The sequence below is a fragment of the Micromonospora sp. MH33 genome (assembly GCF_003013775.1).
Taxonomy (GTDB): domain Bacteria; phylum Actinomycetota; class Actinomycetes; order Mycobacteriales; family Micromonosporaceae; genus Micromonospora; species Micromonospora fulviviridis.
The window spans coordinates 39,627-53,084 of the sequence record NZ_MUYZ01000001.1; the positions used below are offsets into that span (position 1 = coordinate 39,627).

The 13,458-nt window shown below is 70.9% G+C and carries 14 protein-coding genes; 8 read left to right on the forward strand and 6 right to left on the reverse strand.

Annotated features, from left to right (window positions below; genetic code table 11):
* Nucleotides 1–44 precede the first annotated feature (44 nt).
* From B0E53_RS39970 to rpmF, 4 genes are all read right to left on the reverse strand, one after another.
* A complete protein-coding gene (locus B0E53_RS39970) occupies nt 45–179 on the reverse strand; it encodes a hypothetical protein (protein WP_281492815.1) in 135 nt (44 codons plus the stop codon).
* A gap of 425 nt (nt 180–604) precedes the next feature.
* Entirely contained in the window at nt 605–1,117 is a 513-nt protein-coding gene (locus tag B0E53_RS00195; protein ID WP_210405827.1) for a hypothetical protein, read from the reverse strand.
* 2 nt (nt 1,118–1,119) lie between these two features.
* Nucleotides 1,120–2,358, reverse strand: coding sequence for a GTP-binding protein (locus tag B0E53_RS00200; protein ID WP_107074035.1), 1,239 nt, complete (start codon nt 2,356–2,358; stop codon nt 1,120–1,122).
* Nucleotides 2,355–2,534: a 50S ribosomal protein L32 gene (gene rpmF, locus B0E53_RS00205; RefSeq protein WP_107074036.1), complete on the reverse strand. Its 180-nt coding sequence runs from the start codon at nt 2,532–2,534 to the stop codon at nt 2,355–2,357. The genes B0E53_RS00200 and rpmF overlap by 4 nt, the downstream gene beginning before the upstream one ends.
* A 467-nt stretch (nt 2,535–3,001) precedes the next feature.
* Here rpmF and B0E53_RS00210 point away from each other — a divergent pair, with 467 nt between their 5' ends.
* From B0E53_RS00210 to B0E53_RS00245, 8 genes are all read left to right on the forward strand, one after another.
* Entirely contained in the window at nt 3,002–3,181 is a 180-nt protein-coding gene (locus B0E53_RS00210) for a hypothetical protein (protein WP_107074037.1), read from the forward strand.
* A 157-nt stretch (nt 3,182–3,338) separates the two neighbouring features.
* Nucleotides 3,339–3,905, forward strand: coding sequence for a hypothetical protein (locus B0E53_RS00215; protein WP_146167520.1), 567 nt, complete (start codon nt 3,339–3,341; stop codon nt 3,903–3,905).
* Nucleotides 3,906–4,031: 126 nt separating this feature from the next.
* Nucleotides 4,032–5,228, forward strand: a complete 1,197-nt coding sequence (locus B0E53_RS00220) for a DUF916 domain-containing protein (protein ID WP_107074039.1) — start codon at nt 4,032–4,034, stop codon at nt 5,226–5,228.
* Between the two features lie 67 nt (nt 5,229–5,295).
* Nucleotides 5,296–6,900, forward strand: a complete 1,605-nt coding sequence (locus B0E53_RS00225; protein ID WP_210405828.1) for a TIGR03773 family transporter-associated surface protein — start codon at nt 5,296–5,298, stop codon at nt 6,898–6,900.
* A gap of 2 nt (nt 6,901–6,902) precedes the next feature.
* Nucleotides 6,903–8,537, forward strand: coding sequence for an anchored repeat ABC transporter, substrate-binding protein (locus B0E53_RS00230; protein ID WP_107074041.1), 1,635 nt, complete (start codon nt 6,903–6,905; stop codon nt 8,535–8,537).
* Between the two features lie 77 nt (nt 8,538–8,614).
* Nucleotides 8,615–9,520, forward strand: coding sequence for a choice-of-anchor M domain-containing protein (locus B0E53_RS00235; protein WP_246835132.1), 906 nt, complete (start codon nt 8,615–8,617; stop codon nt 9,518–9,520).
* Nucleotides 9,517–10,260 (forward strand): anchored repeat-type ABC transporter ATP-binding subunit, encoded by a 744-nt coding sequence (locus B0E53_RS00240; protein WP_107074043.1) that lies wholly within the window; start codon nt 9,517–9,519, stop codon nt 10,258–10,260. The genes B0E53_RS00235 and B0E53_RS00240 overlap by 4 nt, the downstream gene beginning before the upstream one ends.
* Nucleotides 10,260–11,180, forward strand: a complete 921-nt coding sequence (locus B0E53_RS00245; protein WP_107074044.1) for an anchored repeat-type ABC transporter permease subunit — start codon at nt 10,260–10,262, stop codon at nt 11,178–11,180. Before B0E53_RS00240 ends, B0E53_RS00245 begins: the two co-directional genes overlap by 1 nt.
* A gap of 147 nt (nt 11,181–11,327) precedes the next feature.
* On the opposite strand, the gene B0E53_RS00250 is transcribed toward B0E53_RS00245, so the two are convergent.
* A complete protein-coding gene (locus B0E53_RS00250; protein WP_146167521.1) occupies nt 11,328–11,567 on the reverse strand; it encodes a hypothetical protein in 240 nt (79 codons plus the stop codon).
* A gap of 405 nt (nt 11,568–11,972) precedes the next feature.
* On the reverse strand, nt 11,973–13,436 hold the full coding sequence (locus B0E53_RS00255) for a choice-of-anchor M domain-containing protein (protein WP_107074046.1): 1,464 nt from the start codon (nt 13,434–13,436) through the stop codon (nt 11,973–11,975).
* Nucleotides 13,437–13,458 lie beyond the last annotated feature (22 nt).

Below are 13,458 nucleotides of genomic sequence, written 5' to 3' on the forward strand. Positions count from 1 at the left end.
GCCCCCGGCGACCGACTCGCGGGCGACGAGCCGGCACGGCGCCGTCAGTCCGGGTGCCGGTCGTGCTGCGGAATCAGGCTGAGGACCTCGTCCACCTGCTGCGGCCCCACCGGACCGACCAGCAACCCCCGCCTGCCGGGCGTATCGCTTGAGCCCTCGTCCTGCAGCAACAGAAGCACCGGTGGACGGTGACCGACACCCAGACACTCCCCGCGGATGAGGACGCCGTTCCTGCTCCGACGTACCACATCGCGAAGAACATCCAAGAGGTCAGGGTGACCGACGTCCGCCGCCCTGGCTCCGGCACCAGCCCGCAGGGCGCGGCACCGGTGGCCGTCGCAGAACACGACCGTGACGCCCGTGGAGTTCGAGGAGTCGCCGGTCACGGCATGCCCTCGGACGCCGGCAGGGCCAGAAGCGGCCTTGCCGCCAGACTGCCACCGCGGAACTGAAACCGGCTCGAGACGCGGCCTTGCGGTGCCACCGGACCGGCGCCACGAACTCCGCGCTGGTCAGCCCGGCCAGAGCGGTGGCGCGTTGGCGCAGCAGCGGCTCCAGCGCGCGATGCCCGCCCAGTTGCTGCCACCAGTCTGTCCACGGATCCTCACCACCGCCCTGCTGCCGCGGTCGCGATGGAGGTGGTGGGTCGTCCGGGATGATGTCGGCCACCAGAAGCAGCCCGTGCGCGTGCAGCATCTGCTGCGCCTCGGCGTACCAGTTTCGTAGGTGCTGCTCGGGTAGGTAGTGCACGGTCATGATGGCCAGCACCAGGTCGAACGGGCCACCAGCGAGCGACGCCCCAGCCCGGCGAGGCGATGTCGGCGCAGACCGTGCGGGCAGCGGTCGGCAGGGCCGCGTCGGCCAGTGCCAGCAGCACCGGATCGACGTCGAGCACGGTGACCTGTACGTCGGACCGGCGGGCAAGGATGACGTCGGCGGTGGTGCCCGGCCCGCCGCCGACATCGAGCACCCGCTGTGGCGGCCGGCCGAGCAGCGCGTCGACCGCGTCCAGCCCAGCCGTGACGAGTTCCTTCCGGCCCGGCTGGTAGTGGCGCATCATGGCTCCCCAGTCGCGCCGCCACCGGGTGAGGTCCTGTGGGGCGAGGACGGTCCGCATCGTCAGACCGGCACCGTGATCGGCTCGGCATGGTCGTGGTCGTGCAGGTCGCCGAGATCCCACTCGGGGAACGGGTCGGGCAGTGCCCGCCACGCGTCCGCCCCGGCAGTGATTTCGGCGTCGGTAAGCAGGCATTGCTCCAGCGCCGCGCGCAGGCCGTCGGCGTCCAGGCCGACACCGATGAGCACCAGTTCCTGCTGCCGGTCGCCGAAGACCGGATGCCAGCGGGCTTCCAGCTCGGCCCGCTCGGCGGGATCCTCCGGCCATTCCCCGGAGACCGCGACCGGCACACCGGCCGGATCGCAGCGGCCGGACGGCCCGGCCTGCGACCACAGGGCCTGCACGTCCGGCCGGGCGGCCAGCCAGAGGAACCCCTTGGAGCGCACGACGCCGAAGCGGTCCAGCCCGTCGGTGAGCAGATCCCACAGCCGCTGGGGGTGGAACGGTCGGTGGTCGCGGAACACGATGCTGGAGATGCCGTACTCCTCGGTCTCCGGCACATGCTCGCCGTTGAGCTCGGCAACCCAACCGGGCGCGGTCTCCGCGCGTTCGAGGTCGAACCGGCCCGTGTGCAGGATCTCCACCGACGCCACCCGCCCGTGCACCGCCCGAACCTGCCGAGCCGCAGGGTTGAGGCGGGTCAGCAGCGCCTCCACCACGGCCAGGTCCTCGGGCGCGACCAGGTCGGTCTTGTTGATCACCAGCACGTCGGCGAACTCAATCTGGTCGACCAGCAGGTCGGCGATGCTCCGGTCGTCACCCTCGTACGCCGACAACCCGCGCTGCTCGAGAGTCTCCCCCGCCTCGATGCGGGCCAGCAGGCCGGCCACGTCGACCACCGTTACGGTCGTGTCCAGCCGGGCCAGGTCGTCGAGCACCTGCCCGCCCTCCACGCCGAAGGCGAACGTGGCCGCCACCGGCATCGGCTCGGAGATCCCGCTGGACTCGATCAGCAGGTAGTCGAAGCGACCCAGCCGCGCAAGCCGGGCCACCTCGTCGAGCAGGTCGTCGCGCAGCGTGCAGCAGATGCAGCCGTTGGTCAGCTCCACCAGCCGCTCCTCGGTGCGCGACAGCGCCCCGCCGTCGCGGACCAATGCGGCGTCGATGTTGACCTCGCTCATGTCGTTGACAATCACCGCGACGCGCAGCCCGTCCCGGTTGGCGAGGACGTGGTTGAGCAGGCTGGTCTTGCCGGCCCCGAGGAAGCCGGACAGGACGGTCACCGGCAGGCGGCCGGTCACGGCTCCCCCACCACCTGGCGCCCCTTGTAGAGGCCGCAGTGCGCACAGGCCCGGTGCGGCACCACCAGCTCCTTGCGCGGGCACGGGCACGGGGTCAGCTGCGGAACCTGAGCCTTCCACCGCGCCCGGCGGTGCCGGGTGTTCGATCTCGACGTCTTCCGCTTCGGTACGGCCACAGCAGGCCTCCTTCACTTGTAGAGCGAGCCCGACAGATCCGCAAACGATAACGGTTTTCGTTTAGGCGTTCCACGGCGGGTCGGAACTCCTGGGAAACGCCTGCACGGCGCCCGCGAGCGAGCGCGGGTTCTACGGCAGGAGACGGCGCAGGCGCCGCGGAGTCGAGTGGCCGCTGCAGGCGCCAGTGCAATCGCCGGCTGACTGGTGCGCCTGCAGCGTCGGAGCACACCAGGCCTGGCAATCGTCAACGCCTCCTGTGCGGCCAGGGCCACCGCGACGAGGCCGCCACGTAACCGCAGCGGCCGGCTCGCCGGATAGGCCATGGTCCGGCCGCCGCCGATCCAGGAACGCGTTGACCTCCCGGGGACTGGCCGGCGACTTACCTCCGGCCGATGTCTTGACAACGGTTTTCATTTGCTGAAAGGCTACGGCCGACGGGAGGAGAGCTCATTGCTAGCTCCGCGCGATGGGCCGACTGCGGCACCAGCTCCGGACCACGCTCGACCTGGCGCTGCTCGTGGTCACCCACGACCTGTCCGTGCCGCGGCGGCTCGGCGGCGACCTGCTGGTCCTTGATGGCAGACGGACGGCCGAACCCGGCCGGGTCGACACGGTGCTGGGCGGACCCACCAGCCCTGCCACATAAGCCCTAGTGAATGCGAGAAGGGAGTGGACGGATGAGCGCGGACTCGTACGCGGAATCCGGTGAGTTCATCGACGTGCTCAGCCACCACGCCTGGCGAGCCCTACGCACCCCGGTCACCGAGGCACTGCGCCACGCCCGGCCCGACCGGGGCCCGATCGTGGACATCGGTGCCGGCACCGGCCTCGGCACCCTGGTGGCCGCGCGTGCGGTACCCGACGCCGAGGTGATCGCGGTCGAGCCGTCGCCGATCCTGCGCGCCGCGCTGCTCGCCCGTGTAGTCGGCGATGAAGACCCGCGACGGCGGGCCGACCTGCGCCCCCGCCTGGATCCGGCCGCGCCACTGGTGGTCACCCTCCAGCCGCCATCAGAACCGATGACGGTGCCGGAAACCACCTTCGCGTCGGTGCCGATCGGCCGGCACAGCTACGAGGGCAGCGGCGGCGCCCGCCCCGCCGGCCCCGACTCGGTGATCTGGACCATGCGCTACCGAGTGATTGATGAGGACGGCGCCGTTGAGCGGGAGCTCGTGGCCGACTACCTGGTACGTCCTCTCCGCACAGCCACTGCGGCGCGAGCTGGCCGCCGCCGGCTACGCCGTGACGACCGGGGACATGGACGTCATGGTGGCCACCCCCACGGCCTGATGCACGGCAGCCGGGGTTCAACGGCGGCCGCGACGACATTCGACAAACATGAAAACCATTGCCATGGTCGGGTCAGATGACTGGAAATGGTGGAACGTGGGCCGACGGGCGGAGGACCTGACTGGGCTCACGTCAGTTCGCCGCCGATGACCGTCTCCCCCGCTCCGGCCGCGTCTCGACCCTGAAACGGACCTGCTGACTGCGTTATGCGTTCGCTCATTACTGTCCCCGTCGTCGTCCTGCTCGGCATCGCCCCGCCGGCAGCCGCACCAGGACCGTCGCCCACACCGCCACCGGCTGGCGACTCTCCTGCCCAAGGGGCGCCAGCGGCCGCGACGTGGGGGGTGAGTCCGTCGAGCCCGAAGGGGCCCAACGGGCGTGCGGTATTCACCTACAAGCTTGATCCCGGTGCCGGGCTGACCGACTACGTCGCCGTCACGAACCACTCCGCGCGCCCAATCACCCTGCGCGTCTACGCCAGCGACGCCGTCACCACCCAGCAAGGTGGCTTCGACCTGTTGCCCGCAGCGCAGCAACCGGTCGACGTGGGTTCCTGGGTCAGCCTCACCGCCCAGACGCTGACCATCCCGTCTTCCTCCCGGGTGGACGTGCCGTTCACCGTGACCGTGCCGGTCAACGCCACCCCCGGGGATCACGTCGGCGGTGTCGTGGCCTCCCTCACGGCGACCGCAACCGACGCCCAGGGCAACCAGGTGGCGGTCGACCACCGGGTCGGCACCCGCATCTACCTGCGGGTCACCGGCGAACTCCGGCCGGCGCTGGCCCTGGAAGACGTGCGGGTGCACCACCAAGGTTCAGGCAACCCGTTAGCCGGCGGTGCGATCACCGCCACGGCCACGGTCCGCAACACCGGAAACATCCGGCTCGCGGGCCGGCCGACGGTGGAAGCCGCCGGGCCGTTCGGCTTGAACGCCGTGGCCGCGTCCGGCACGGCGCTGCCGGAGATCCTGCCCGGAGACGCGGTGCGGACCACCGTGCGGCTCACCCGGGTCGCGCCGCTGTTCCGGCTGACCGTCACCACTGCGGTCACACCGAGCGCGGTCGACGGTCAGGCGCTCGACCCGCCCCCGGACACCGTGTCCCACCGGGTGACCGTCTGGGCCGTGCCGTGGTCCCAGCTGCTGCTACTGATCCTGGTCGCCGGTGCGATCTGCGCCTTCGTGACGGTCCGCCGCCGCCGACGTCGGCGGGCGGCCCAGGAGCTGGAACGAGCACTCGCCGCCGCCCGCGAGCAAGGTCGCGCCGAGGCGGCCACGACAACAGCCTCACCGACCGCACCACCGCGAGGCGAAACGACCACCGGGGCCGGGCCGCACGGGAACGGACAGGGTCCCGACGTCGCACCACCAGCGCCCGCCTCCACACCCGGGGTCGAGTCGTGACCAGACCGGCCCGCGCGGGCCGGTTGGCCGCAACGTCCACCGACGACGAATTCAGGGAGGGAGAATGATGAGCACAGCACGTGTGCGTGCCGGTGGGGCCGGGTTCGCCCTGGCCGTACTGACGCTGACCGCCGGTGCTGTACCGGCGGGCGCCGCCCCGGTGTCGGTCGACGCCGCCGGAGCGGATCTGGTGTCCGTGTCGGTTGTCGACAATGCGCTCACGCTGCGCATTCGCGACGCCGCCCAGGTCGTCCGAGAGGCAGTAGGGCATGACCCAGCCAAGGTGACACTTGGCCCGGACGGCGGAGTGGCCGTGCGGGTACCGGAGAACGCGGCGTTCCGGTTCCTCGGCGCCCCAGGCAAGGAGATCTGGTCACTCACGGCCGGGGATACCGGCCTGCCCACGCTCGACACCACCGGGGTGAGGCGGGGCGCGGTTCGCGGGGACGCGGTGACCCTGACCCTGACCTCGGCGCAGGGACCCGGGAACTTCACCGCCTACACGCTGTCCGGCCTGGGTGCGCCGAAGCCGCTGCTCAGCACGGGTATGCGAGACGTCGCATTGCCAGCCGCGACCCGCACTCCCGTGGTGTGGGCATTCGACGCCGCCGGGGATTATCGGCTGACCCTCGAAGCGTCGGCGACGTTGACGACGGGGCGGATCGTCACCACCGGGACGACCTACCGAATCACGGTCCCGCCCATCCAGCCGGGGCCGGCGGCGCCGCCCCCCGCCCCAGCCGCTCCGGTCGAAGCGTCGTCCATGCCGGAGGCGCTCGCCAAGAAGATCACCGGCGCCCCTCGGGCCGCGCCGACGGCGACGCCCTCGACCTCGCCACCTGCTGCCGGAGCCGAGGTCAGGTCGGCGGCCACCGGCTCGCGCCGAGTGATCTCCGATGGGCACGTCGACATGGGACCCCAACTGTCCGGTGGCGACTTGCGGATCCGCGTCCGGGACGACACGGCCACTCCCCCCGTGTGGCGAGAACTCGCCGACGTGGTCCTGCACGTCAAGGACAACGCCAAGACCGCAGTGCCGGCCGGGGCGGACTTCCTCGGCAAGCCGGGAGAGACGATCTGGTTGCTGCCCCAGGCGCAGCAGGCCGGGATCGTGTGGCCGGGCTGGAACACCCAGCACGAGTCGGTCGTCACCGGCACCCGGGGCAACGTGACCTGGACCCTCGCCGGCGTCGACGGTCCAGGACGCTTCACACTCTTCCTGACCGGATCGTTCGGCAACGCCGACGTCCTGTTCGACTCGGCCAAGAGCCTGCCGCAGCGGCTGGCCATCCCACCGAACACCCACGCCCACGGCAACTGGGCCTTCAGCAAGCCCGGCCTGTACCGCCTTGCCGTGCAGATGAGCGCCACGACCACCGCCGGCCGGACGGTCACCGACCGCAAGATGCTGACCATCGCGGTGGGCGACAACACCGACCCAGGCTCCGGCTTCGGCGGCGGATCGGGCACCAGCGGTGACGGCAACTCCGGTGGTGACGGCGATTCCGGCGGCACCGGCCGGTTGCCCCGTACCGGAGAGTCCTGGGTCATCCCGGTCACCGCTGGTGGTCTCCTGCTCGTGCTGGTCGGAACGCTGCTGCGGTTCGCCGGTCGTCGTCGCCGCGGCGCGGCGGCGGCACCCGCCGGACCACCGCTTAGCGCGGCGAGATGAGGATGCAGGTGTCCGCTGTCGGTTCCGCTGCTCCCCGCGCCCGTCCGCGGCGAACCCGCCCGTGGCCGCGGCTTTTGGTGTTGCCACTGCTTATCGGGGTGCTGGCCGGTTGCCGCGCCGGGGTGGCGTTGGGCGCGCACGACGAGAGGGTCCAGGTAATCACGACCACCGGGATTCTGCGGGACCTGGCAAGCCGGGTCGGCGGCGATCGGGTCCGGGTCAGCTCGCTGGTGCCGGACGGGGCCGATCCGCACAGTTACGAGCCGTCGCTACGGGACGTGCGCAATGTCGTGTACGCCGATGTCGCGTTCAGCAACTACCTGCTGCTGGAGGAGCAGGCCGTCATCAAGGCACTGGACGCGAACCTGCGCGACGGCGTGCCGAACATCTTTCTGGCAGAGGGGGCGGTGAAGTACGCGGCGGAGATCATCCCCCTGGTCGAGGACGTTTCGTTGGACACCATCTGGCTGGGCATGCGGGTCCGCGGCACCGGCTCGGCGCACGGCGCGAACCGCTCCTCCGACGTTCTGCTCAGCGCCACCGCCGCGCACGGCCCGGGTGACATGGTCGCCTACCTGACCGAGTCGTTCGGCAATCCGTCGTTCTACGTCGACTCCGCCGACGGGTTCGAGCCCGCCAACGGCTACCGCGACGACACGGCCCGCCTGCCTCCAGACGCGCACACCCATATGAGCTGGGCGTTCACAAAGCCGGGCATTTACCGCCTGACCATGCGGGCGCAACTCGCGGTCACCCCGCAGGCGGCACCGGTCCCGCTCGGCGAGCAAACGTTCACCTTCGCCGTCGGGGTGGATCCGCACTCGGTGCCGGGCATGCCGGGCGCGGCGGTGCTGAACTCCGGACACGCCGACCTCACCGCGGACATCGACGAGGAGCGGCTGTACCTGTTCGCCGATCCGGAGGGCAGCGGCGAGGCGAACCAGCGGGTGTACGACCCGGCTCACACGGTGATCGAGGTGCCGAACAAGGCGCTGCTGGAGGTGCCCGGCGACCGCAGATTCCGGTTCCTCGGCCGGCCCGGCACGCGGGTCTACCAGTTGCCGCAGGCCGTTCTCGGCAAGCACGTGCACGGGGAGACCGACCCGCACCTGTGGCAGAACGTGCGCAACGCGATCTCCTACGTGGAGCTGATCCGAGACACGCTGATCGGGGTGGACCCGCCGGGCGCGGCGACGTACCGGGCCAACGCCTCGGCCTACATACGGGAACTCGAGAAGCTCGACGGCTACGTCCGGGACACCATCGCTCAGATACCCCCGTCGCGGCGGCACCTGGTCACCACGCACGACGCCTTCGGCTACCTCGGCCAGGCGTACGGGGTTCAGATTTCGGGTTTCGTCACCCCGAACCCGGCCACCGAACCGAGCCTGGCCGACCGGCGCCGGCTCACCGAGACGATCCGCAACCTCGACATCCCCGCCGTGTTCCTGGAACCGAACCTGGCGGCCCGCTCCACCACCCTGAGCGAGGTGGCCCGGGAGGAGCGGCTGCGGGTCTGCTCGATCTACGGCGACACCTTCGACGGAAACGTCACCAACTACATGGACATGATGCGGTTCAACGCCCAGTCGCTGCGCGACTGCCTGACCGGGGCGGATCGAGGGAGAAACAAGTGACGGCACGACGGGCGCGTTCGCGCGCGGTGCGGACGGCGACGGCGATCACCCGATGGGCGGTCACGACCCTGGTCGCGGTGGCGGCGACACAGACGCCCGCCGTGGCCGGGCAGCCAGCGCCGAGCCCGGGCCAGTCGATCGCGGCGGACCAGCCCATCGCCACCGGCCGGGCCGTGCTCGACACCGGGCACGTGGACATCGGACCCCGCTACGTCGACGGCCAGTGGACCCTGCTCATCCACGACGGCACACAGCAGCGGCCGGTGTGGCGCAGCCCCGACGAGACCGTGCTACGCGTCTCCGACGCCGCGCTGCAGGCCGTTCCCGACGATCCCGCATACGCCTTCCTCGGCATCGACGCGGGCAAGCGAGTCCACGTCGTGCCGCAGGTGCAGAACCAGGACGTGGTCTGGATCGGCTGGAACACCCAGGACCCCCAGGTGATGCAGACCATCGACCGTGGCGCCACGCTGAACCTGCTCGGCGTACGCGGGTCGGGCACGCTGACCACGTTCCTCCAGGCGGGTAACTTCGCGGCGCCGCAGGTGTTGTGGCGCTCCGCCGAGCCGGCGGCCCAGCCGTTCTGGGTCGAGGTCAACACCCACACCCACGCCAACTGGGTCTTCTCCACTCCCGGCGTCTACCTCGTCACCGTGCAGGTTTCGGCCGACCTGATCAGCGGCGAGAAGGTCTCCGCCACCCGGACGCTGCGCTTCGCGGTCGGCGACGCGACCAGCACCGACGAAGCCTTCGCGGCTGCTGTGGACCGCGGCCCCATGCCGGTTGGCGAGGCGGCGGCCGGTGGGTCCCGCGACGCCGCTGGCCCACCAGACGACACCTCGCCGTTGCCGCTGGTCGTCGTGCTGGCGGGTGCCGCGCTCCTGCTCACCGCCGGCCTGGTCCTGGTCCTGCTGCGCGGGCGCGGCGCGAAGCGCCGAGCCGAACGGGAGCGCAGCACGTCGCCGTCGGAGGCTCAGCCGTGAGAGCGCTGGACATCGAACACCTGGACGTGGACCTCGGCGGACGGCCGGTGCTGCGCGACGTGCGGCTGCACCTCGACCGCGGGGAACTGGTAGGGCTGCTCGGCCCCAACGGAGCCGGGAAGACCACCCTGCTGCGCGCCATCCTGACGCTGGTTCGTACCAGGGGCGGCCGGGTGCTGGTGGAGGGCAAACCGTCCCGGCCCGGACGCGCGGCGATCGGGTACGTCCCGCAGCGCCACGAGTTCACCTGGGACTTCCCGATATCGGTGGAGCAGGTCGTGCTGAGCGGCCGGACCGGTCGGATCGGCCTGCTCCGGCGGCCCGGCGTGGCCGACTGGCGGGCGGCTGGCGACGCGCTGGACCGGGTGCGCCTGTCCGCGCTGCGCGGCCGGCCCGTCGCCGAACTCTCCGGCGGGCAACGTCAGCGCGTCCTGGTCGCGCGGGCCCTCGCGCTGGCGCCGAGCATCCTGCTGCTCGACGAGCCGTTCACCGGACTGGACATGCCCACCCAGGAACTGCTGGGCGACCTGTTCGCCAGCCTCGCCCGGGAGGGTCATGCGGTGCTGATGACCACCCACGACCTGGTCGCGGCGATGGAATCCTGCACCCGGCTGGTCCTGCTCAACGGCCAGGTCATCGCCGACGGACGGCCCGACCAGCTCCGGGACGTCGAGGTGTGGATGCGCACCTTCGGGGTCAGTGAGACCTCCCCGCTCCTCAAACTCGTAAAGGCCGGCTAGTGTCCATCACCGATTTCCTCACCGACCTGCTCAACCCCGACCTCGCGTTCCTGCCCAAGGCACTGGCGATCGCGGTGATGTCCAGCATCGTCTGCGGCGTGGTCGGCTGCTACGTCGTCCTGCGCGGGATGGCCTTCATCGGCGATGCCGTCGCACACGCCGTCTTCCCCGGCCTCGCCATCGCCTTCGTCCTCCAGGGCAGCCTGGTACTCGGCGGCGCCGTCGCCGGCGTCGCCACCGCCCTGCTGATCGCGATCTTCTCCCAGAACCGGCGAGTCAAGGAAGACTCCCTGATCGGCGTTTTCCTGGTCGCCGCGTTCGCCCTCGGCATCGTGATCATCTCGCAAGCGCCCGGATACTCCGGCTCGCTGCAACAGTTCCTGTTCGGCTCGATCACCGGCATCCCGGACAGCGACCTCTACCTGGTGGGAATCACCGGCCTGATCATCCTCGGCCTGGTGCTCGCGCTGCACAAGGAATTCGTCGCGGTCTGTTTGGACCGCGAGATGGCACGCTCGATGGGCCTGCGCGTCTTCTGGCTCGACATCGTCCTCTACGTCCTGGTGACCCTGGCCGTGGTGATCTCCCTGCAGACCATCGGCAACATCCTCGTCCTGGCCCTGCTGATCACCCCCGCCGCGGCGGCCCGCCTGCTCACCGACCGACTCGGCGTGATGATGCTGCTCGCTCCGACGATCGGCGCCACGTCCGCGCTCGTCGGCCTGTACCTGTCATGGAGCTACGACACACCGGTCGGCGGCACCATCGTCCTGGTCGCCACCGCCATTTTCCTCGCCGCCTGGTTGTTCGCCCCACGCCATGGACTGCTCGCCAAACACTGGCGCCGCACGCGAATCCAGCCGCTATCCGGCGAGGCAGAACCAGTCACCGGCCCGGCCGTCCCGGCCGGACACATTTAGCCGACGCGCTGATCCGTCCCGAGCTGCTCGCCTCTAGACGGTCGGTGTCCGTGCGTGGAGCTGCCCATGCATGGCTGTGTCCCATAGGCGAGTCCGACCCGGTCCCCCCGACGCTCCGGCCTGCGGTTGGCCCGCCGGGCCTCGCGGTCACGCCGGCGCGGGCCAGGACCCGGCTGGCGTCGGCGAGCACGGCGGAAAGCCGCTCGGTCGGAATCCGTTCCCGCAGGGCACGGCACCATTCGAGCAGGCCCACCTTATCCACTGCTCGATGTCGCCGACCTGGCTGCGGAAGGTTGCCTCCTCGACCATGACCCGGCGGTAGCCGGCGGTTTCCCACATCGCGGCGGTTGACTCCGGCGTGGCGACGAGGCCCTCCCGGATCTCCATCGGCGACTGATGTTCTCCGTCGGGCAGGTACTGCGCCAGAGCGCGCACTGTGTCGGTGAACCGGGGGTCGTGGGCGGCGAACGTGGTGAATCCGACCCCTCCGCCGCCGGGAACAGGACGCCGCCGCGTCCGCGGCCCACGTCGAGCACGTGCTGCCCGGGGGCGCAGGTCGGCTCGGCGTACCAGCTCACGTCCCATCGGCCCGAAGAACGCCGCGCCGCTTCGGTCGCAGGTCGCGCGCCGCGATCGAACACCCCCGCCGTCGCGGCCTTCATCCGTCTCGCCCTCGGTGGTGAAGTGCCTCAGGTCTCCTCGTATGGTTGTCGGCTTCGCTTTCGGAAGCCGGCATTGCGCCGTCTCGGCGGCCGCGACCTTCGGCCAAGCCGCCGAGACGGCGCAATGGATCTAGATGGCGGTCAGGGTCAACGTCGCGGTGTAGTGCCCCGCGCCGGTTTCGGTGGGCAGTTCCAGGCTCAGCCCGGCACCGAGCCGGGCCGTGCCCCGTCCGGCACCGGCCCTTGCGGAGCCGAGCACGCTGCTGGCGGCCAGACCGTTGCCGGAGGCGAAGCCGGGCTCGACCACCGGGCCCGCCACCACACCCTGGCCGTCCGCCTGCGCCAGCACGGAGGGCGCCCAGCCGAGGTACTTGCCGCCCACCCGGGCGGTCCGGGAGGTGAAGTCGCTCAACTGGCCGGCGACATTCCAGCCGGGCACGCCCGGTCGGGTGTCGGTCACCGTGACCGGACGCAGGTCACCGTTGCTCTGCCACCGGTCACCGGCCGAGGACAACACGGCCACCGGCAGCGTCACCGTCCGGTTGTCGGGGTCCACGCTGACGACCAACGCCCCCTGCGTCCCGTCGACGGTGACCGTGATCGTCTGCGATGGCACCGGCGCGCCGGTGTCGTCGACGTTCAGCGTCACCGGTGCGCTCTCCGCCACGACGACCTCACCGTCGCGGTACAGCCGGACCAGGTACTGGCAGTCGTCCAGCTGGGCGGTGGCGGTGAACGAGTACGCCGCCGACGCCTCGCCCGCTACTGCGGTGAACTCCTGCGTACCTGGGCACTTGCTGAACCAGCGGTACCGGTCCAGGTCGCTGGCCGGGGTCTGGACCGCGGTCAGCGTCACCGTCGCGCCGGGAGCGTACGCCGGCTGCAGGCCCTGGATCGACAGTTGCACCTGCGGGTCGGGATCCGGCAGGTCACCCACCACGAACCGGTACGCCACCGGACCGGTGGACACCTGCCGCCCGTCGGCGAACGCGGCGTCGGCGCGGAACGTCAACGTGTAGCTTCCCAGCGCCCCGAACACCCAGTTGGCGTGGGCGTGCGTGCCGACCGGCACGTCGATCGCATCCGGCAGCCCGTCATCGTTACGGAACTTGATCAGCGGCTGCCCGACCGGGTCGGTCATGAACACCGAGACGCGGCCCGGTCCGGAGACGTCCACCAGGCTCAGGCTGACCTTCTCCCCCCGGAACACCCCGGACGGCAATCTGGTGGTGTTCCACCCCGGCCACAACAGGTTCGGATCCTGTGTCATCGGCAGCAGCCACACCGTCGAGCCCGCGGGCCCGAGAAACGCGTACTCCGGCAGGTCCGGCACCTCGACCGCGGCCTGCGGCAGCACGTGGAACACCACGTTCCCCGGGTCCCGGCTGACCGACGGCTGCACGGTGTCGTCGTGCACCTTCAACACCAGCCGGCCGTTCTCATAGTGCACATCGACCGCATCGACGTGGCCCGCGGACAGCGCCACGCCCTCCCGCGCCGAAGCGGGGCCGGAGACGGATGCCACCAGGCCGCCCACGAGTGCAATGAGCGTGCCAGCGGCAGCGGCAGAACGCCTCAGTCTTCTCGCCCTCATTCTCCTCCCTCCACATCCTCAA

Bases quoted from the DNA above. Each gene is read 5' to 3' on its own strand.
- B0E53_RS00195 (WP_210405827.1), bottom strand. From the start codon at position 1,117: ATGCGGACCGTCCTCGCCCCACAGGACCTCACCCGGTGGCGGCGCGAC.
- B0E53_RS00210 (WP_107074037.1), top strand. From the start codon at position 3,002: ATGGGCCGACTGCGGCACCAGCTCCGGACCACGCTCGACCTGGCGCTG.
- B0E53_RS00220 (WP_107074039.1), top strand. From the start codon at position 4,032: ATGCGTTCGCTCATTACTGTCCCCGTCGTCGTCCTGCTCGGCATCGCC.
- B0E53_RS00225 (WP_210405828.1), top strand. From the start codon at position 5,296: ATGAGCACAGCACGTGTGCGTGCCGGTGGGGCCGGGTTCGCCCTGGCC.
- B0E53_RS00230 (WP_107074041.1), top strand. From the start codon at position 6,903: ATGCAGGTGTCCGCTGTCGGTTCCGCTGCTCCCCGCGCCCGTCCGCGG.
- B0E53_RS00250 (WP_146167521.1), bottom strand. From the start codon at position 11,567: ATGGAGATCCGGGAGGGCCTCGTCGCCACGCCGGAGTCAACCGCCGCG.
- B0E53_RS00255 (WP_107074046.1), bottom strand. From the start codon at position 13,436: ATGAGGGCGAGAAGACTGAGGCGTTCTGCCGCTGCCGCTGGCACGCTC.